The sequence below is a fragment of the Streptomyces sp. NPDC048461 genome (assembly GCF_055587105.1).
Map to the genome: position 1 here is coordinate 147962 of NZ_JBVJGW010000012.1, position 19204 is coordinate 167165.

A 19204-nucleotide genomic window follows, 5' to 3' on the forward strand; every position below is an offset into this window, starting at 1 on the left:
GCAACACGATGGCAACGAACCCGCCAACTCCCCTTCACACCGGCCCCGGACCCCGCGGCGGCCCGGACCGGGCGAAGCGCGCCGGGCTCGTCCCCACGTGCCGCCCGAAGTGGCGGGTCAGGTGGGCCTGGTCGTAGAAGCCAGCCGCCGTCGCCGCCTCGGCCGGCCGGACGCCCGCCAGCAGCAGCCGCCGCGCCATCGCGACCCGCCGGCCCGTGAGGTAGGCGTGCGGCGGCAGCCCGTAGGCCGCCCGGAAGCTGCGGATCAGCTGCGTGGGATGCGGGTGCCCGAGCTCCGCCGACGCCTCCTCCAGCGTGATCCCCTCGACCACCCGGGCGTCCAGCAGCTCGCGCAGCCGTACGGCGGTCCCCGCACCCGGCGCCGCGCGCCCCGCCGCTTCGCGTTCCGCCGCAGTGCGCTCCGCGCGCCCGGACAGCCGCCGATGCAGGTGCTCCCGTACGAAGGCCAGCCGCGACCCGGCCTCCAGCACGTCGACCGCGCCGGACGGCAGCCCTCCGCTCCCCAGCGCCCGGTGCAGCGCGTGCACCCGGCGCCGCAACGCCCCGTCGAACAGCAGCGGGGCGTCGACGGCGGCCCCCGTGAGGTGTTCCGGCAGGACGGAGGTGTCGAGGTAGAGCACGCGCTTGCGGAAGCCCGCCTCGGTGACGGTCCGCCCGTCGTGGGCCACTCCCGGCGGCAGCAGGACCACCGCGTCCGAGACCCCGAGGCCGTGCCGCTCCCGGTCCAGCGCGAAGTCGACGCGCCCGCCGTCCAGGATCATCAGCGCCCAGGTGTCGTGCACGTGGGCCGGGTAGGCGTGGTCGGTGAACCGGGCGTGGAAGACCTCCGCGACACCCGGGACCGGCGGCTTCCAGGCGGAGACGGTGCTGGTCGGGCGTATGACGGCCATGTCAGGAACGTACAAGACGCCCCGCGGCCCGCCCGGCAGCCTGGGCGCATGACGACACACGCAGCGGTGGACATCGCGGGGAAGCTGGCGGCCTTCGACGAGCGGTGGGCGCCGCGCCGGATCGCCCGCGTCAACGACTACGAGGTGAAGGTCGCCAAGGTCGGCGGCGCGTTCGTGTGGCACGCCCACGAGGACACGGACGAGCTGTTCCTCGTGGTCGGCGGCACCCTGACGATCCGTCTGCGCGACGGGGACGTGGTGCTGCGCCCGGGGCAGCTGTACGTGGTCCCGCGCGGGGTGGAGCACTGCCCGGAGGCCTCCGGGGAGGCGCACATCCTGCTGTTCGAGCCGTCCGGCACGGTGAACACCGGCACGGCGGGCGGCGACCGCACCAAGGACCCGGTGGACGCCTGACTGCCGGGGCCGGCCGGCCGCGGGCTACGCCTGCGGCGACTTCGCGTCGTAGCGGGCGAAGCCCCGCCAGCGCAGGGCGAGCAGGCCCAGCACCAGGACGCACGCGAGTCCGCCGCCCGTGATCGCCACGGCCGGCGAGGTCAGGTCGGCGACGGAGCCGGCGACGAAGTCCCCGAGCCGGGGTCCGCCCGCGACGACCACGATGAACACGCCCTGGAGGCGGCCCCGCATCTCGTCCGGGGCCGCGGCCTGCATCATCGTCGAGCGGAACACCATGGAGATGGTGTCGGCCCACCCCGCCAGGGCGAGGAAGAACAGCCCGAGCCACAGGTTCCGGGTGAGCCCGAAGGCCGCGATGGCCAGCCCCCACGAGGCGACGGCGAGCAGGATCGCCAGCCCGTGCCGGCGGATGCGGCCCTGCCAGCCGGAGAGCACCCCGCCGAGCATCGCCCCCAGGGCGGGTGCGGCCACCATCAGGCCCACCGTCTTGGCGTCGCCGCCGAACCACAGCACGGCGATGGCCGGGAACAGCGCCTTCGGCTGGGCGAGCACCATCGCGGCCAGGTCGGAGAAGAAGGTCATACGGATGTTGGGCCGGGTCCCGAGGAAGCGCAGGCCGTCCAGGACGGAGGCCCGCCCCCGCACGCCCTCGGCGCGGTCGGGCTTCATCGACGGCAGCCGCCACTGCGCGTACAGGGCGGCGCAGAAGGTCACGGCGTCGATGAGGTAGGCGGCCTGGAAGCCCCACCAGCCGACGATCAGGCCGCCGAGCATCGGACCGGCCATGGTCCCGGTGGTCATGGTGACGGAGTTCAGGGCGTTGGCGGCGGGCAGCTGCTCGGCCGGCAGCAGCCGGGGGATCATCGCCGAGCGCGCCGGTCCGCTGAGCGCGCCGCACACCGACTGGAGGGCGACGACGGCGTACAGGAACCACACCCGGTGGTAGTCGAGCAGGGCCGCCCCGGCCAGCGCGAGGGACAGCGCGGCGGCGCCGAGGGAGGCGTAGAGGCCGAGCTTGCGGCGGTCGAGGGTGTCGGCGATCGCGCCGCCGTACAGGCCGAAGGCGACGAGCGGGACGAGCGAGAAGAGGCCGACCAGCCCGACGGAGAAGCTGGAGCCGGTGATGTCGTAGACCTGGAGCGAGATCGCGAGCGCGGTCATCGCCTGTCCGACCCAGGAGATCATGCTGCCGGTCCAGAGCCGCCGGTAGTGCGCGGAGGTGCGCAGCGGAGTGAGGTCGGCGAATATCCGGGGCCGGGTGCGCGGGGGTTCGGTCGTACGGGTCACAGCGGATGGTAACCACCTCCCGGCCGCACCCCCCAGGGCATTTCCCCCGCTTCACACAGCGGCCACAGTCGCCCCATCCGGCTCCGGGGTCCCGGGGCGACCGGGTGCTTGCCGCTAACTCGCCACTATCACCGCACATTTGACCGAATCGGCGCGCGCTCCCCGCCTCGTGTTCGGCTCATGATGAAAAGACTCGTATGTCCAGGGAGGCGTAGTGATCGAACCTGGCAACAGCACCACGAGCGACAGCACCCCGCGTACCGGTGTCCCGCGTACCGGCGTCCCGCACCACTCGGGGCGTCCCGCCGTTCCCCCCGTCGTCCCCCTCACCCTCGGAGTCGAGGAGGAGTTCCTGCTCGTCGACGCCCGCACCTTCCGGGTGGTCCCCGCCGCCCCCCTCGTCCTCGCCACGGCCGCCGGGCTGCCGGGCGAGCTGCACCCCGAGGGCACCCGCTACCAGGTGGAGCTGTCCACTCCGATCGCGCACTCGGCGGCCGCGCTGCGCAAGGAGATCGCCGCCCTGCGCCGCACCCTCGCGCGGGCGGCCCGCGCCCACGGCTGCCGGCTGCTGGCCTCGCCCTCGCCGGTCGTGGCCGTGGAGGGGCCGCTGCACCTGACCGACGACACCCCGCGCCAGCGCGAGCAGCACCGCCGCTTCGGCTCGCTCACCGAGACCCTGGTCAGCTGCGGCCGTCACATCCACATCGGCACGCTCGACGTGGACACGGCCGTGGCCGTCTCTAACCGGGTCCGGCCGTGGCTGCCCACGCTGATCGCACTGGCCGCCAACTCGCCGTACTGGGACGGCCGCGACACCGGCCACGCGAGCTGGCGGGCGATGGCCTGGGCGGGCTGGCCCTCGGCGGGGCTGCCCCCGCACTACACCTCCGCCGCGCACTTCCGGCGCTCGGTGCAGACCCTGCTCGACTCCGGAGCGGCCCTCGACACCAAGATGGTCTACTGGGACCTCCGCCCGTCGGGGCACTGGCCGACGCTGGAGATCCGGGCGCCGGACATGTCCCCGGACATCGACACGGCCGTCCTCCAGGCCGAGCTGGCCCGGGCCCTGGTGGCCACGGCCCTGCGGGAGATCGCGGAGCGGCGCCCCGAGCCGGCGCTGCGGGACGACGTACTGCGCCTGGCGCGCTGGCGGGCGGCCCACGACGGGCTGGAGGGCTTCGGCCTCGACCCCTTCTCGGGCGCGGAGCTCCCCGCGGCCGACCTCGCGGAGGCCCTGCTGGACCTGGTCGCCCCGGAACTGGCGGCCGTGGGCGATCTGGACCACGCGGCGAAGACCCTGGCGGGCCTGCTGCGCGACGGCTCCGGCGCCCACCGCCAGCGCGCGGCCTTCGCCCGCCGCCAGGACCTGACGGACGTACTGCGGCACCTGGCCGACGAGACGGAGAACTTCTAGCCGCACCCCCGGCGGCGCGGGCGGGGCGGCGCGGGGCGGGGGCGGTCGGGCGGCCCGGGCGCACGACCCGTCCGCACCCGCCCGGTCCCGCCCGGCCCTGCCGGGGTGCTCCGTGCGCGCGCGGCCCCCGCGTCGCGTGCGGCGGGCCGCCGCCGTCCGGTTGACCGCCGGGCGCGTCAGCCCCTCCCGCCCCCGGGCCGCTGGGACCATGCCCGAATGGCTTCCCGGGTAGGCACCACCGAAGGTGCGGCGAAGGCGCGCACCGTCCTGCTGACGCTCGCGTCCGGTCAGTTCCTGATGGCGCTCGACAGCTCCGTCATGAACGTCTCCATCGCCACGGTGGCCGAGGACGTGGGCACGACCGTGACGGGCGTCCAGGGAGCGATCACCGCGTACACCCTCGTGATGGCCATGTTCATGATTCCCGGCGGCAAGGTCGGGGCACTGATCGGCCGCAAGCGTGCCTTCGTGATCGGCTGCTGCGTCTACGGAGTCGGCTCCCTCACCACGGCGTTCGCGCCGAACCTGCCCGTGCTGCTGCTGGGCTGGGCGTTCCTGGAGGGACTGGGAGCGGCCCTCATCCTGCCCGCCATCGTGGCGCTCGTCGCCGGCAACTTCTCCGTCGAACGCCGACCCGCCGCCTACGGACTCGTCGTGGCGGCGGGGGCCGTGGCGATCGCGGTCGGGCCCCTCGTCGGCGGTGTCGCCACGACGTACTTCTCGTGGCGGTGGGTCTTCGCCGGCGAGGTCGTGGTGGTGCTGGGCATCCTCCTGCTCGCGCGTCGCATCGCGGACGCCCCGCCCGGTGAGCGCCGGGGCATCGACTACACGGGCGCCGTCCTCTCCTCCGCCGGGCTCGGGGCCTTCGTCTACGGCGTGCTCCGGTCCGGCGAATGGGGCTTCTTCCAGCCCAAGCCCGGCGCGCCCTCGTGGATCGGGGTCTCCCTGACGACGTGGCTGATGCTGACGGGCCTGCTGCTGATCTGGCTCTTCCTCCGCTGGGAGGCCAGGGTCGTCGTACGGGGCGGGGACCCCCTCGTCGACCCCGGCATGCTGCGGAACAAGCAGCTCACCGGCGGCCTGACGATGTTCTTCTTCCAGTACCTCGTCCAGATGGGCGTGTTCTTCGTCGTCCCGCTCTACCTGTCCGTCGCCCTGGGCCTGTCGGCCCTGGAGACCGGTGCCCGCCTCCTGCCCCTCTCGGTGAGCCTGCTGGCGGCCGCGACCCTGATCCCGCGGTTCCTCCCGGACGTCTCGCCGCGGCGGGTGGTGCGGCTCGGAATCCTCGCGCTGCTCGCGGGCGCGGTGGTCCTGATGGCCGCGCTCGACGCGGACGCCGGCGCGGAGGCCGTCACCGTCCCGCTCCTGCTGATCGGGCTGGGCATGGGCGCGCTGGCGTCCCAGCTCGGGTCGGTCACCGTGTCCGCGGTGCCGCAGGCCCAGAGCGCGGAGGTCGGCGGCGTCCAGAACGCCGTGACCAACCTCGGCGCTTCGATCGGCACTGCGCTCGCCGGATCGATGATGATCGCCGTGCTCACCTCTTCCTTCCTGACCAACGTCGAGGCGAATCCGGCGGTCCCGGAGAGCGTCAAGAGCCAGACGGGCGTCCAGCTCCAGAGCGGCGCGCCCTTCCTGTCCGACGCCCAGCTCGACACCGCCCTCGCCGAGGCCGGCACGAGCCCGGAGGTGTCCCGGGCGGCACTGGACGCCAACGCCGACGCGCGGCTCGACGGCCTGCGCGCGGCCCTCGGCATCCTGGCCCTCGCCGCGCTCCTCGCCCTGTTCTTCACCCAGCGGATCCCGACGACGCAGCCCCGCTCGGACGAGCCGTAGCCCTCCGGCCCGCCTGATGGCACGACAGACCCCGGACACGCCAAAGCCGCAGGCGCGATCGTTTCTGCACCTGCGGCTTGCTGTGGGGCGGGTGGGACTCGAACCCACGGCCGACGGATTATGAGTCCGCTGCTCTAACCGGCTGAGCTACCGCCCCTTCACGGCGTGGCGCGTACACATGTGCGCGCCGTCTGCCGCAGCATAGCCGCTCATACGATCTCCTGCCTCGGATGCCTCGCATGATCGGCTTCGCCTGCTCAGAGAGACCGCGCTGAGGGCTGCCCGGTTCCAGAAGAGGGCAAAAAAGAAGAGGACCCCACCCGGGGCCCTCTTCTTCCATGCTCCCCCGACTGGACTCGAACCAGTAACCCTCCGGTTAACAGCCGAATGCTCTGCCAATTGAGCTACAGGGGACCGCGCTCCCCCGACTGGACTCGAACCAGTAACCTGCCGATTAACAGTCGGCTGCTCTGCCAATTGAGCTACAGGGGATTGCTGCGGTGCATCGAACAGCCCACCTCCGGCCTTGCCGGGGGGCGACCGTCCGTTGCGAGACATAGATTAGCGCAAGCAGGGGGGTGCTCCGCCAATCGGTATCGCCAGCGGGCCGGGCTCCCCACGACGAAGGGTGGCAGGCATGCGGTACAAGGTCACGTTCGTGGTCGGACTGGCCCTGGGTTACGTGCTCGGGACGAGGGCCGGGCGCGAGCGGTACGAGCAGCTGAAGAAGTCCGCGAGGGAAGTGGCGCAGCACCCGGTGGTGCGCAACGCCGCCGAGACCGCCGGGCACAACGGCCGCGAGTTCGCCGGGAAGGCCTTCACCGCGGTGAGCCAGAAGGTCGGCGACGCCGTGCCGCAGGGCCTGTCCGAGCGGGTGCGCGGACTGCGCGACCGGGTCGGCGGCGGCGCCGAGGACGACTGGGGCACCAGCAACACCTGATCCCGCCGCGGGACCCGCGGGGACCCCGGAGGTTCCCGCGGGCCCTCCGGGGTCCCCGCGGCGGTGGAGTCCGGCCGCGCGTGCGGCAGAATCCTCCGCATGGGGATAGTCGCCGGGCTGGACAGCTCTTCCACCTTCACTCGTATCGTCGTCTGCGATGCCGATACGGGCGCCGTACTGCGCCAGGGGTACGCACCCCATCCACAGCCCACGGGCGAACCCGACGGCGCGAACCCCCACGAGACCGATCCGCAGGCCTGGCTGCTCTCGCTCGGCGAGGCCGCCGGCGGCGGGCTCCTCGAAGGCGTGCAGGCCATAGGGGTCTCCGCACAGCAGCACGGTCTGCTGCCGCTGGACGCGCAGGGCGGTCTCGTACGCTCCGCCCTGGTCGGCAACGACAAGCGCGGCCAGGTCGCCGCGGCCGACCTCATCGACTCGCTCGGCGGCCGCCAGGCCTGGTCCGAGGCGGTGGGCGCGGTCCCGCACGCCGCGCAGCCGATAGCCAAGCTGGCCTGGCTGGCCCGTACCGATCCCGACGCCGCCCGCCGGGTGGCCGTGCTGATGTCCCCGCACGACTGGCTGGTCTGGCAGCTGCTGGGCCGGCCGGTCCGGCGGACCACCGACCGGGGCGGCGCCTCCGGGACCGGGTACTGGTCGGCGGCCACCGGTTCGTGGCGCCCCGACCTCGTCGATCTGGCGCTCGGGCACCAGGCGCTGCTGCCCGAGGTGCTCGGCCCGTCCGATGCCGCCGGGACCACGCCCGAGGGGCTGCTGATCTCCGCGGGCACCGGCGAGACGATGGCCGCCGCGCTGGGGCTCGGCCTCGCCCCCGGCGACGCCGTGGTCTCCCTCGGCGCCTCCGGCTCGGTGATGGCCGTGCACCGCGAGGCGCTGTCGGAGCCGGGCGGTCTGATCACCTCCCTGGCCGACGCCAGCGGCCTGCACCTGCCGGTGGTGAACACCTCCAATGCCGTACGGGCCCTGCGCGGCACGGCGGAGCTGCTCGGCACCGACCTGGAGGGGCTCTCCGCGCTGGCGATGAAGTCGACGCCGGGCGCGCACGGGCTCGTGCTCCTGCCGTACCTGGAGGGTGAGCGGACGCCGAACCTGCCGCACACCGCCGGAACCCTGTCCGGGCTCCGCCGGGACTCGATGAAGCCGGAGCACCTGGCCAGGGCCTCCTTCGAGGGCATGCTGTGCGGGCTCGTGGACGCCCTCGACGTGCTGCGCTCGCGCGGTGTCGAGATCCGCCGGGTGTTCCTGCTCGGCGCGGCGGCCGAGCTGCCCGCCGTGCAGGCCTTCGCGCCGGGCCTGTTCGGGACGCAGGTCGTGGTCCCCGCGCCGGCCGACTACGCGGCGCTGGGCGCGGCCCGCCAGGCGGCCTGGGCGCTCGGCGCGGCGCAGGGCACGCTGGCCCCGCACACCCCGCCGGTCTGGCCGTCCCCGGCCGCGGAGGTCTTCGAACCGGACGAGGAGCTCCCGGCGTGGCGGGCCGTGCGGCAGCAGTACACCGCGACGCGGGAGCAGATCCACCCGGGCGCGTTCGCGTAGGGCGCACCGTACGGAACCGGAGTCCCCGAGCCCGCCTGCTGCCGCGGGACGGGCCCGGGCCACGGGCGCGGGGCCGCCTACTCCTTTTGACCGGGCTTTGCGAAATCCGGTGGGGATCGGGCCGCCGGTTGGCCCAAGATGGGGTGAACCCCCCTCGATCTTGCCGACCGGAGCCTGCGCGTGCTCATACGACTTCTGCGGACCCATCTGGGTCCGTACCGGAAACCCATCGCTCTGCTGGTCCTGCTCCAGCTGCTGCAGACCAGCGCGAGCCTCTACCTGCCGACCCTGAACGCGGACATCATCGACAACGGTGTCGTCAACGGGGACACCGGCTACATCCTGCGCTTCGGCGCCCTGATGCTGGCCGTCTCCCTCGTCCAGCTCGTCTGCAACGTCGGCGCCGTCTACTACGGCGCCCGTACCGCGGCCGCCTTCGGCCGCGACGTCCGCGCCGCGATCTTCGACCGGGTGCAGAGCTTCTCCGCGCGGGAACTCGGCCAGTTCGGCGCCCCGTCCCTGATCACCCGTACGACCAATGACGTCCAGCAGGTCCAGATGCTGGTGCTGATGACCTTCACGCTGATGGTCTCGGCGCCGATCATGTGCGTCGGCGGCATCGCCATGGCGCTCTCCCTCGACGTGAAGCTCTCCGGGGTCCTGCTCGCCGTGGTCCCCGTGCTCGGTCTGTCGGTCGGCGCGATCGTCTTCCGCACGCGGCCGCTGTTCCGGCAGATGCAGGAGCGCCTGGACACGGTGAACCGGGTGCTGCGCGAGCAGATCACCGGCAACCGCGTGATCCGCGCCTTCGTCCGCGACGACTACGAGAAGGAGCGCTTCCGGGAGGCCAACGCCGACCTGACCGGCGTCTCGCTGGCCGCCGGCAAGCTGCTGGCGCTGATGTTCCCCACGGTCATCGTGGTCGTGAACATCTCCAGCGTCGCGGTCATCTGGTTCGGCGCGATGCGCGTCGACAGCGGCGGCATGGAGATCGGCCAGCTGACGGCGTTCCTCGCCTACCTGATGCAGATCGTCATGTCCGTGATGATGGCCACCTTCATGTTCATGATGGTGCCCCGCGCCGAAGTCTGCGCCGAGCGCATCCAGGAGGTCCTGGACACCGAGTCCAGCGTCGTCCCGCCCGTCGACCCGGTGCGCGAGCTCGCCCGGCACGGGCAGCTCGAACTGCGCGGCGCCGACTTCCGCTACCCGGGCGCCGAGGTGCCCGTGCTGCGAGGGGTGGACCTGGTGGCGCGGCCCGGCGAGATCACCGCGGTGATCGGCTCCACCGGCAGCGGAAAGTCCACGCTGCTGGGGCTGGTCCCCCGGCTGTTCGACGCGACAGGCGGCGAGGTGCTCGTCGACGGGGAGGACGTACGGCGGCTCGATCCGGACCTGCTGGCCAGGACGGTCGGCATGGTCCCGCAGAGGCCGTACCTGTTCTCCGGAACGGTGGCCTCCAACCTTCGGTACGGGCGCCCCGACGCAACCGACGAGGAGCTGTGGCGGGCCCTGGAGGTCGCGCAGGCCAAGGACTTCGTGTCGGAGCTGGAGGGCGGCCTGGAGGCTCCGGTCGCCCAGGGCGGAACCAACGTCTCCGGCGGCCAGCGCCAGCGTCTGGCCATCGCCCGCACCCTGGTGCAGCGGCCGGAGATCTACCTGTTCGACGACTCGTTCTCGGCGCTCGACTACGCCACGGACGCGGCCCTGCGCGCGGCGCTCGCCCGGGAGACGCAGGACGCGACCGTGGTCATCGTCGCCCAGCGGGTCTCCACGATCCGCGACGCCGACCGGATCGTCGTCCTGGACGAGGGCCAGGTGGTGGGCGAGGGGCGGCACCACGAACTGATGGCCGGCAACGAGACCTACCGGGAGATCGTGCTCTCCCAGCTGACGGAGGCGGAGGCCGCATGAGCGGGCCCGGAGGACGGATGATGATGGGGCCGGCCCAGCGGTCCATGGACTTCAAGGGCTCGGGCAAGCGCCTGCTGGGCCAGCTCGCGCAGGACCGGGCCAAGCTGTGGGGCATGGTCGGCGCGGTCGTCGGCAGCGTCGGCTGTGCGGTCGTCGGGCCGAAGATCCTCGGCGACGCCACCGACCTGGTGTTCGCGGGAATCGTGGGGCGGCAGATGCCGTCCGGGATCACCAAGGAACAGGCCCTGGAGCGGATGCGGGCCGACGGGCAGGGCGGCATGGCCGACATGCTGTCCGGCACCGCCTTCACCCCCGGCGAGGGCATCGACTTCGGTGCGGTCGGCGTCGTGGCGATCTGGGCGCTGGTGGTGTTCACCCTGGCCGGCCTGCTGATGCTGGTCGCGACGCGGCTGTCGAACCACGTCATGAACGGCACCGTGTACCGGCTGCGCGAGGAGCTCCAGGCGAAGCTGTCGCGGCTGCCGCTGTCGTACTTCGACCAGCAGAAGCGCGGCGAGGTGCTCAGCCGCGCCACCAACGACATCGACAACATAGGTCAGACGCTCCAGCAGACGATGGGGCAGCTGCTCAACTCGCTGCTGACCATCGTGGGCGTGCTCGCGATGATGTTCTGGATCTCGCCGCTGCTGGCGCTGGTCGCGCTGGGGACCGTGCCGGTCTCGATCTTCGTCGCGGCGAAGATCGGCAAGAAGTCGCAGCCGCAGTTCGTGGCGCAGTGGAAGACCACGGGCACGCTCAACGCCCACGTCGAGGAGATGTACTCGGGCCACACGCTGGTCAAGGTCTTCGGCCGGCAGAAGGAGTCGGCGGCGCTGTTCGCCGAGCAGAACGAGGAGCTGTACCGGGCCACGTTCAAGGCGCAGCTGGTCAGCGGGATCATGCAGCCGGTGATGTTCTTCATCTCGAACATCAACTACGTGCTGATCGCGGTCGTCGGCGGTCTGCGGGTGGCCTCGGGCACCCTGTCGATCGGCGACGTGCAGGCCTTCATCCAGTACTCGCGCCAGTTCTCGATGCCGCTGACGCAGGTCGCCTCGATGGCGAACCTGGTGCAGTCGGGCGTCGCTTCGGCGGAGCGGGTGTACGAGCTGCTCGACGCGCAGGAGCAGGAGGCCGACGCGGTGGTGCCGGAGCGGCCGGAGCGGCTGCGCGGGCAGGTCACGCTCGACAAGGTGGCCTTCCGCTACGAGCCGGACAAGCCGCTGATCGAGAACCTCTCGCTGACGGTCGAGCCGGGTCACACGGTCGCGATCGTCGGCCCGACGGGCGCCGGCAAGACCACGCTGGTCAATCTGCTGATGCGGTTCTACGAGGTCACGGGCGGCGAGATCGCGCTCGACGGCGTGGACATAGCGAAGATGACCCGCGAGGAACTGCGCGGTGGCATCGGCATGGTGCTCCAGGACACCTGGCTGTTCGGCGGGACCATCGCGGACAACATCGCGTACGGCGCCTCGCGCGAGGTCACCCGGAGCGAGATCGAGGAGGCGGCGAAGGCGGCCCACGCGGACCGCTTCATCCGCACCCTGCCGGAGGGCTACGACACCCAGCTGGACGACGAGGGGGCGGGGGTCAGCGCCGGCGAGAAGCAGCTGATCACCATCGCCCGGGCGTTCCTGTCCGACCCGGTGATCCTGGTGCTGGACGAGGCGACGAGCTCGGTGGACACCCGGACCGAGGTGCTGATCCAGAAGGCGATGTCCCGCCTCGCGCACGGCCGTACGTCCTTCGTGATCGCGCACCGGCTGTCCACGATCCGCGACGCGGACGTGATCCTGGTGATGGAGAGCGGCTCGATCGTGGAACAGGGCACGCACGAGGAGCTGCTGGCGTCGGACGGGGCCTACGCGCGGCTGTACGCGGCGCAGTTCGCGCAGGCGGTCGCCGAGGTCGACTAGCGGAGGTCGACTGGCGGGGGTCGACTGGCCGAGGTCGACTGGCCGAGGTCGACTGGCGGAGGCCGCCCCGTCGCGGCCGCCCGTCCACGCGACCGGCCGGCCCGCCCGCCCACTGCGGCGGGGGGGCGGCCGGTCGCGGATCAGTCCAGGTAGCCGCGGAGCTGGTCGGCGAAGGCGTGGTCGCGGAGCTTGTTGAGGGTCTTCGACTCGATCTGGCGGATCCGCTCGCGCGTCACGCCGAAGATCCGCCCGATCTCCTCCAGCGTGCGGGGGCGGCCGTCGGCGAGCCCGTACCGCAGCTGGACGACCTTGCGCTCGCGCTCGCCGAGGGTGGAGAGCACGGCTTCGAGGTGCTCGCGCAGCAGGAAGAACGCGGCGGACTCCACGGGAGAGGCCGCGTCGCCGTCCTCGATCAGGTCGCCGAGGGCGACGTCGTCCTCCTCCCCCACCGGGGAGTGCAGGGAGATCGGCTCCTGGGCGAGGCGCAGCACCTCCATGACCCGCTCGGGGGTCAGTTCCAGGTGGGCGGCGACCTCTTCGGCGGTGGGCTCGTACCCGCGTTCCTGGAGCATGCGGCGCTGGACGCGGACGACCCGGTTGATCAGCTCCACGACGTGGACCGGTACGCGGATGGTGCGGGCCTGGTCGGCGAGGGCCCGGGACATCGCCTGGCGGATCCACCAGGTGGCGTAGGTGGAGAACTTGTAGCCGCGGGCGTAGTCGAACTTCTCGACGGCCCGGATCAGTCCGAGGTTCCCCTCCTGCACGAGGTCGAGCATCGTGAGCCCGCGGCCCACGTACCGCTTCGCGACGGAGACGACGAGCCGCAGGTTCGACTCGATGAGGCGGCGCTTGGCCATCCGGCCCATGACGACGAGCTTGTCGAGGTCGAGGGCGAGCCGGGAGTCGAGGTCCGGGGTGCTGCCCAGCTTCTCCTCGGCGAACAGCCCGGCTTCCACGCGCCGGGCGAGGTCGACCTCCTCGGCGGCGGTGAGGAGCGGGATCCTGCCTATCTCGCGCAGGTACTGCCGGAACAGATCGGCGGAGGGGCCGGCCGCGCTGTTGGCCTCGCTGCCGCTGCCGGTGCGCCGGCGCGGGGCCGGTACCGGCTCGTGCAGCTCCGGTACGTGCAGCTCCGGTACGTCGGGCTCCTCGGCGGCCTCGTCCGGCGCTCCGTCCAGGGCCTCGTCCGCTGCTCCGTCCACGGCGTCGGCCTCCGCCTCGGCCTCGTCGGCCTCCGAGGACTCGCTCACGTTCACGGTCAAGGGCTGGGTCTGCACGGGGGCGGCCTCCAGGGCTCCGAGGACGGGGGCACCGCACCTCAGTGTGGCGTACGGCACATCACCGCCACGAGGGGCGTGCGAGCACTTTCTGGGTCCGGTACGTGACCGATGGTTACCCCCCGGCGACAACCCCGATGCGGATCGGACTCATGTCCGAGAAGATCGTTTCCGTATCGGTGTACGAAACCGACGTGACGGTGCGATGCGCCGACCCGGCGGCGCCGGCCCGCCTTGAAACCTGGTCCGGAGCAAGGGAGTTGAAGGTCGCGCACATCGTCCCGGCGCGGGGCCGGTTGCTGTCGCAGCCGATGCCGGCCGGTCGTGCGGCCGGACGGTCAGGCCGGTTCGACGCGGACGGCGCAGACCTTGAACTCGGGCATCCGGGAGACGGGGTCCAGGGCCGGGTTGGTGAGGGTGTTGGCGCGGCCCTCCCCGGGCCAGTGGAACGGCATGAAGACGGTGTCCGCACGGATGGTGTCGGTGATGCGCGCCGGGGCCACCGCGCGGCCGCGGCGCGAGGTCACCGCCAGCGGTGTGCCCTCGGCGACGCCGAGGCGGGCCGCGAGGCGGGGGTGCAGCTCGACGAAGGGGCCGGGGGCGGCGGCGTTGAGCTCGTCGACCCGGCGGGTCTGGGCACCGGACTGGTACTGGGAGACCACCCGGCCGGTGGTGAGGAAGAGCGGGTACCGGGCGTCGGGGACCTCGGCGGCGTCGCGGTGGGAGACGGGGACGAAGCGGGCCCGGCCGTCGTCCGTGGCGAAGGCGTCGAGGAAGAGGCGCGGCGTGCCGGGGGCGCCTTCGGGGCAGGGCCAGAAGACCCCCTGCTCGGCCTCGATCCGGGCGTAGCTGATGCCCGAGTAGTCGGCGGGGCCGCCCGCCGAGGCGCGGCGCAGTTCGTCGAAGACCTCCTCGGGGGCGGTGGGGAAGCCCTTCTCGACGCCGAGCCGGGAGGCCAGGCCGTGCAGGACCTCCAGATCGGTGCGGACCCCGGGCGGCGGGGTCAGGGCGCGGCGGCGGAGCAGGACGCGGCCCTCCAGGCTGGTGGTGGTGCCGGTCTCCTCCGCCCACTGGGTGACCGGGAGGACCACGTCGGCGAGGGCGGCCGTCTCGGAGAGGACCACGTCGGCGACGGCGAGGAAGTCCAGGGAGCGGATGCGGTCCTCGACGTGGGCGGCGCGGGGGGCGGAGACCACGGGGTTGGAGCCCATGAGGAGCAGGGCCTTCACGTCGGTGCCGAGGGCGTCGAGGAGTTCGTAGGCGCTGCGGCCGGGGCCGGGGAGGCTGTCGGGGTCGACGCCCCAGACACCCGCGACGTGGGCGCGCGCCGCCGGATCGGTGAGCTTGCGGTAGCCGGGGAGCTGGTCGGCCTTCTGGCCGTGCTCGCGGCCGCCCTGGCCGTTGCCCTGGCCGGTGAGGCAGCCGTATCCGGACAGCGGGCGGCCGGCCCGGCCGGTGGCCAGGCACAGGTTGATCCAGGCCCCGACCGTGTCGGTGCCCTTGGACTGCTGTTCCGGGCCCCGGGCCGTGAGGACCATGGCGGAGGGGGGCGCGCAGAACATGGCCGCCGCCTCGCGGAGCTTCGGGACGGGGACGCCCGTGACGCGTTCGACGTGCTCGGGCCAGTGCGCCATCACGGCGGCGCGGGCCTCCTCCCAGCCGGTGGTGCGGGCGGCGATGAACGCCTCGTCCGTACGGCCCTCCGCGACGACCAGGTGCAGCAGGCCCAGCGCCAGCGCGAGGTCGGTCCCCGGGCGGGGCGCCAGGTGGAGGTCGGCCTGCTCGGCGGTGCGCGTGCGGCGGGGGTCGACGACGATCAGGGTGCCGCCGTTCTCCTTGAGTTCGGTGAGGTAGCGGAGCGCCGGGGGCATGGTCTCGGCCAGGTTGGAGCCGACGAGGATCACGCAGCCGGTGCGCGGCACGTCCTCCAGCGGGAAGGGCAGGCCGCGGTCGAGGCCGAAGGCCCGCTGGTGGGCGGCGGCCGCGGAGGACATGCAGAAGCGGCCGTTGTAGTCGATCTGCGAGGTGCGCAGGGCGACGCGCGCGAACTTGCCGAGCGCGTACGCCTTCTCGTTGGTGAGCCCGCCCCCGCCGAACACCCCGACCGCGTCGCGGCCGTGGGTCCGGCGGGTGCGGGCCAGACCCTCGGCGACGGTGCCGAGGGCCTCCTCCCAGGTGGCCGGTTCCAGCCGCCCGGCGTGGGTGCGGACGAGCGGCTCGGTCAGGCGCACCCGGGAGGACAGCACGGCGGGGGCGGTGCGGCCCTTGCCGCACAGCGCTCCCCGGTTGACCGGGAAGTCCGCCCGCTCCTCGACCGCCACGCCCGCGCCGCCGGGCTCGGGACGGAGGTTCATCCCGCACTGGAGGGCGCAGTACGGGCAGTGCGTGGCGGTGACGGACGATTCCGGGGGGTGCATGCCCTCCACCCTGCGTCGGCGGTGTTACACGGACCCCCGCCCCCGGTTACACCTCCCGTACGGCCGCCTCAGCGCGGTCCGCCGGGCGCGGTGAGGCCCGGCGCACCGGGGGCCGGTCGAGGACCTCGACGTACAGGATCCGGCCGTGGACGACGTCGAGGTTCAGGTACCCGGAGCCCGGGAAGAGGCACACGGTGCGGTGGCCCGGGCCGAAGGGCACGCCCGGCTCGCGGGTTTCGGTATGGAAGCTCTGGCAGAAGTCGTCCCCGCAGCCGCAGTCCCGGACCAGGCGCAGGTCGTGGGCGCATATGGCGAGGTCGTGCTCCCCCTCTTCCTCCAGGAGCCGCACGAGTTCGGCGGCCAGTCCGGGAAGGACCTCCCGGACCAGGGGTGCGTCATGATCGTTCACGGTCGGACGGTAGCGCCGTGCCCCGGCCGGGGCACGCGGATTTCCGCCCGGGGGTCCCCGGGGAACCGGACTGGCGCGTGGGGCGGCGCCGGGCGGGCGCTTGGGGCGCCGGGGAGCGGCGTCGGCCGCGCCGGCTACTGGCCCGTCAGGTACTTCACGGTCAGGCCCGCCGTCCAGCCGCCGTCCACGGCGAGTTCGGCGCCCGTCATGTACCCGGCGGCGTCCGAGAGCAGGAACGCGACCGCCGCCGCGACCTCCTCGGGGACGCCGACGCGGCCCATCGGGGCTCCGGGGTAGTTGCCCTCGCCGGCCTGGATGCCGACCGGTGCGGTCATCGGGGTCAGGGTCATGCCGGGGTGGACGGAGTTCACGCGGATCCGCGCCTCGGCGAGCTCGACCGCGCCGATCTTCGACAGCCCGCGCACGGCCCACTTGGAGGCCCCGTACCCGGCGGTGAGCGCGAGGCCGGTCAGCCCGGCGGCGGAGGAGATGTTGACGATGGACCCGCCGCCCCCGGCCCGCAGGAGCGGAATCGCGGCCTTGATGCCGATGAACACGCCGACCAGGTTGACCTCGACGACCCGGCGGAAGTGCTCGACGCTCTCGTGCTCCAGGAACTGGCCGGTGGATATCCCGGCGTTGTTCACGAGCCCGTCGATGCGGCCGAACTCGGCCACCGCGCGGTCGAGCGCCGCCTGCCAGTCGGCCTCGCTGGTGACGTCGTGGCGGACGAACCGGGCCGCGTCTCCGAGCTTCGCGGCGGTCTCCGCGCCCTCCGGCTCCAGCACGTCGGTGATCAGCACCCGGCCCCCGCCGTCCACGACGTCCCGTGCGATCGCGGCGCCCAGGCCGCGGGCTCCGCCGGTGACGACGACGACCTTGCCGCTCAGATCCACAACAGCCACGGTTCCACCCCTGATGCTCGAACAGACGAACCGGCATATGCCTAATCGGCATAGCCCGACGCGCGTCAGTCTGCCAGAGCGGCCAGGGCCCGCGACACCCCCGGCTCCTTCGGCCCGAGGAAGCGCGGCTCCGGCTTGAAGGCCGCGTCCAGGGCCGCCTTGCCCGCCGCGAAGACCTCGCGGGTGCCGCCGTAGTACCAGGTGGAGTCGTGCTCGTCGTCGACCCCCACCCCATAGGAATCCACGCCCGCGGCCTCGCACAGGGCCACGGCCCTGCGTATGTGGAAGCCCTGGCTGATCAGCACGGCCCGCTCGACCCCGAATATCTCCTTGGCCCGGACGCACGAGTCCCAGGTGTCGAAGCCGGCGAAATCGCTCACGATCCGGTCGCCCGGCACCCCCTTCCCGGTCAGGTACGTGCGCATCGCGCCGGGCTCGTCGTACTCGGTGCGGCTGTTGTCCCCCGTGATCAGGACGACCTTGACCCGGCCCGCCCGGTACAGCTCGGCGGCCGCGTCCAGCCGGTTGGCCAGGTAGGGGGTGGGCTGCCCGTTCCACAGGCCCGCCCCGAAGACCACCGCCACCTCTGCGGCCGGAGCGTCCGCCGTGCTCCGCAGCCGGTCGGCCGCCGTCGCGTGCGTCCACGCCGAGGGCAGCAGGGCCAGCACGCACCCCGCCATCACGGTCTGGACCGCCCGGCGGCGCGCCCCGACCCCGCGCGGCAGCCGCACCGCGGCCAGCCGTCCCGCCAGCGCCCGCACCGCCCCCGCCGACCGTCCCGCCACCGCCCGCACCCGCACCCGCACCCAGCCCGGCATTCCCATGACCGTTCCCCCCTTGCACTCAACGCCGTTCGCACGGATTGACGAACCGCCCCGGCGCCCAGTTCCACGACCTCCACCTTTCACCCGTACGAATGAGCGAGTGAGCAGCCGGAAAAGAGCCGACACCCCGGCGCAACGCACCGGCAACCTCCGGCGCGCAGGATCGGTTCATGACGGAGCCGGTGCACCCTCCCGACACCCCGCCCCTCCCCTTCGGCAGCGCCGCCGAGCTGCTCACCCGGATCACCGCCCAACTCGGCACGCAGCTCAGCGGGCTGTGCCCGCCGCGCGCCCGTCACCCCGGAGCCCACCCATGCAGCACGAACAGCACCAGCAGCACGAGCCGTACGGGCGGTCCGCCCGGCGCCCCGCCCTCGTCGCCGTGGCCCACGGCAGCCGCGACCCGCGCGCCCCGCGCGCCGTCGAAGCCCTCCTCGACCGGGTCCGCGAGCTCCGCCCGCGCCTCGACGTACGGCTCGGGCACCTGGAGCTGAACGCCCCGCTGCTCGCCGACACCCTGGACGCGCTCTCCGACCACGCCGCCGGCGAGGCCGGCGAGGCCGCCGGCGCCCCCGGCGGGGCGGTGCTCGTCCCGCTGCTCCTCGGACGCGGGTACCACGTCAAACGGGACCTCCCCGCGGCCGCCGACCGCGCCGCCCGCCTCCGGGTCCGCGTCGCCGCCCCCCTCGGCCCGCACCCGCTGCTCGTCGAGGCCCTCCGCGACCGGCTCCGGGAAGCCGGCTGGACCCCCGGCACGGCCGTCGTGCTGGCCGCCGCCGGATCGCGCGACCCCGACGCGGCCGCCGACACCCGCGCGTCCGCCGCCCTGCTCTCCGAGCGCCTCGGCGGGGTCGCCGTCGTCGCGGCCTACGCCTCCGCCGCCTCCCCCACCGTCCCCGAGGCGGTGCGCGCCCTCGCCGCCCGCGGCCACCACCGGCCCGCGATCGCCTCGTACTTCACCGCCCCCGGCCATTTCGCGACCCGCAGCGCCGCCGCCGCTCCCGGCCCGGCCGCCGCCCCGCTCGGCGCCCACCCGGCCCTGGCCCGGCTCGTCCTCCAGCGCTACGACGAGGCCCTCGCCCGGCGGGGGACCCGCCTCCAGCTGGCCTCCGCGTAAGGATCCGGCGCGGTCCGCGCGGGGACCGCGTCCGGTCGTATTGCTCGGATTGTCGGCTCTCCGGTTAACG

General features: G+C 73.3%; 15 protein-coding genes and 3 tRNA genes. 8 read left to right on the forward strand and 10 right to left on the reverse strand.

The window, feature by feature from the left end:
* Window positions 1-34: 34 nt before the first annotated feature.
* Window positions 35-910, reverse strand: a complete 876-nt coding sequence (locus ACZ6S8_RS22050; protein ID WP_469458203.1) for a helix-turn-helix transcriptional regulator — start codon at window positions 908-910, stop codon at window positions 35-37.
* A gap of 48 nt (window positions 911-958) precedes the next feature.
* Between ACZ6S8_RS22050 and ACZ6S8_RS22055 the strand changes: the two genes are divergently transcribed.
* Entirely contained in the window at window positions 959-1324 is a 366-nt protein-coding gene (locus ACZ6S8_RS22055) for a cupin domain-containing protein (protein WP_469458206.1), read from the forward strand.
* Window positions 1325-1348: 24 nt separating this feature from the next.
* Here the strand turns inward: ACZ6S8_RS22055 and ACZ6S8_RS22060 are convergent, their stop codons facing one another.
* Window positions 1349-2611, reverse strand: a complete 1263-nt coding sequence (locus ACZ6S8_RS22060; RefSeq protein WP_469458208.1) for an MFS transporter — start codon at window positions 2609-2611, stop codon at window positions 1349-1351.
* Between the two features lie 214 nt (window positions 2612-2825).
* Between ACZ6S8_RS22060 and ACZ6S8_RS22065 the strand changes: the two genes are divergently transcribed.
* Window positions 2826-4025: a carboxylate-amine ligase gene (locus ACZ6S8_RS22065; RefSeq protein ID WP_469458210.1), complete on the forward strand. Its 1200-nt coding sequence runs from the start codon at window positions 2826-2828 to the stop codon at window positions 4023-4025.
* A gap of 216 nt (window positions 4026-4241) precedes the next feature.
* Window positions 4242-5858: an MFS transporter gene (locus ACZ6S8_RS22070; RefSeq protein WP_469458212.1), complete on the forward strand. Its 1617-nt coding sequence runs from the start codon at window positions 4242-4244 to the stop codon at window positions 5856-5858.
* A gap of 83 nt (window positions 5859-5941) precedes the next feature.
* On the opposite strand, the gene ACZ6S8_RS22075 is transcribed toward ACZ6S8_RS22070, so the two are convergent.
* From ACZ6S8_RS22075 to ACZ6S8_RS22085, 3 genes are all read right to left on the reverse strand, one after another.
* A tRNA-Ile gene (locus ACZ6S8_RS22075) sits at window positions 5942-6015 on the reverse strand.
* Window positions 6016-6199: 184 nt separating this feature from the next.
* A tRNA-Asn gene (locus ACZ6S8_RS22080) sits at window positions 6200-6272 on the reverse strand.
* 5 nt (window positions 6273-6277) lie between these two features.
* A tRNA-Asn gene (locus ACZ6S8_RS22085) sits at window positions 6278-6350 on the reverse strand.
* A gap of 145 nt (window positions 6351-6495) precedes the next feature.
* Here ACZ6S8_RS22085 and ACZ6S8_RS22090 point away from each other — a divergent pair.
* The 4 genes from ACZ6S8_RS22090 to ACZ6S8_RS22105 all read left to right on the forward strand — a co-directional run bounded on the left by ACZ6S8_RS22090 (window position 6496) and on the right by ACZ6S8_RS22105 (window position 12182).
* The gene (locus tag ACZ6S8_RS22090; protein ID WP_469458214.1) at window positions 6496-6798 is read left to right on the forward strand and encodes a YtxH domain-containing protein; all 303 of its coding nucleotides are present in this window, start codon (window positions 6496-6498) and stop codon (window positions 6796-6798) included.
* A gap of 99 nt (window positions 6799-6897) precedes the next feature.
* Window positions 6898-8349, forward strand: a complete 1452-nt coding sequence (locus tag ACZ6S8_RS22095) for an FGGY family carbohydrate kinase (RefSeq protein ID WP_469458216.1) — start codon at window positions 6898-6900, stop codon at window positions 8347-8349.
* A gap of 180 nt (window positions 8350-8529) precedes the next feature.
* Entirely contained in the window at window positions 8530-10263 is a 1734-nt protein-coding gene (locus ACZ6S8_RS22100; RefSeq protein ID WP_469458218.1) for an ABC transporter ATP-binding protein, read from the forward strand.
* A complete protein-coding gene (locus ACZ6S8_RS22105; RefSeq protein WP_469458220.1) occupies window positions 10260-12182 on the forward strand; it encodes an ABC transporter ATP-binding protein in 1923 nt (640 codons plus the stop codon). The genes ACZ6S8_RS22100 and ACZ6S8_RS22105 overlap by 4 nt, the downstream gene beginning before the upstream one ends.
* Before the next feature lie 140 nt (window positions 12183-12322).
* On the opposite strand, the gene ACZ6S8_RS22110 is transcribed toward ACZ6S8_RS22105, so the two are convergent.
* The 5 genes from ACZ6S8_RS22110 to ACZ6S8_RS22130 form a co-directional block, all read right to left on the reverse strand.
* A complete protein-coding gene (locus tag ACZ6S8_RS22110; RefSeq protein WP_469458222.1) occupies window positions 12323-13522 on the reverse strand; it encodes an RNA polymerase sigma factor in 1200 nt (399 codons plus the stop codon).
* Window positions 13523-13800: 278 nt separating this feature from the next.
* Complete coding sequence (locus ACZ6S8_RS22115) at window positions 13801-15879, reverse strand: molybdopterin oxidoreductase family protein (protein ID WP_469458224.1); 2079 nt, start codon at window positions 15877-15879, stop codon at window positions 13801-13803.
* A 46-nt stretch (window positions 15880-15925) separates the two neighbouring features.
* The gene (locus tag ACZ6S8_RS22120) at window positions 15926-16288 is read right to left on the reverse strand and encodes a hypothetical protein (RefSeq protein ID WP_469458226.1); all 363 of its coding nucleotides are present in this window, start codon (window positions 16286-16288) and stop codon (window positions 15926-15928) included.
* Between the two features lie 134 nt (window positions 16289-16422).
* Window positions 16423-17193 carry a glucose 1-dehydrogenase gene (locus tag ACZ6S8_RS22125; protein WP_469458227.1) on the reverse strand — a complete coding sequence of 257 codons (771 nt, stop codon included), beginning with the start codon at window positions 17191-17193 and terminating at the stop codon, window positions 16423-16425.
* A 65-nt stretch (window positions 17194-17258) separates the two neighbouring features.
* Window positions 17259-18017, reverse strand: a complete 759-nt coding sequence (locus ACZ6S8_RS22130) for a SanA/YdcF family protein (protein WP_469458229.1) — start codon at window positions 18015-18017, stop codon at window positions 17259-17261.
* A 313-nt stretch (window positions 18018-18330) separates the two neighbouring features.
* On the opposite strand from ACZ6S8_RS22130, the gene ACZ6S8_RS22135 reads away from it, so the two are divergent.
* Window positions 18331-19134: a sirohydrochlorin chelatase gene (locus ACZ6S8_RS22135; RefSeq protein ID WP_469458231.1), complete on the forward strand. Its 804-nt coding sequence runs from the start codon at window positions 18331-18333 to the stop codon at window positions 19132-19134.
* Window positions 19135-19204 lie beyond the last annotated feature (70 nt).